The organism is Pseudarthrobacter albicanus, assembly GCF_018224015.1.
Lineage (GTDB): Bacteria > Actinomycetota > Actinomycetes > Actinomycetales > Micrococcaceae > Arthrobacter > Arthrobacter albicanus.
The window spans coordinates 1-308 of sequence record NZ_JAGPOT010000238.1; the positions used below are offsets into that span (position 1 = coordinate 1).

Annotated in this window: 1 pseudogene; it reads left to right on the top strand. The window is 68.5% G+C overall.

The features are described from left to right. Window positions 1–308 (top strand): annotated as a pseudogene (locus J9611_RS21610) (hypothetical protein); the annotation flags it as partial.

Below are 308 nucleotides of genomic sequence, written 5' to 3' on the forward strand. Positions count from 1 at the left end.
ACCGGAAAGTGGACCACGCTGGCCCCGATGGCCATCCCCCGGACGTATCACAGCGTCGGCCTGCTGCTTCCCGATGGCCGGGTCTTCGTCGGCGGTGGCGGGCTGTGCAACACCTGCACGACCAACCATCTGGACGGAGAGATTTTCACGCCGCCGTATCTGCTGAACGCCGACGGCAGTGCGCGCACCCGGCCGACGATTGCGACCGCACCGGCCACCGCCGCGGCCGGCAGCACGATCGCGGTGACCACCGGAGCGCCCGTCACCAACTTCTCCCTGATGCGGATGAGCACCGTGACCCACACCGT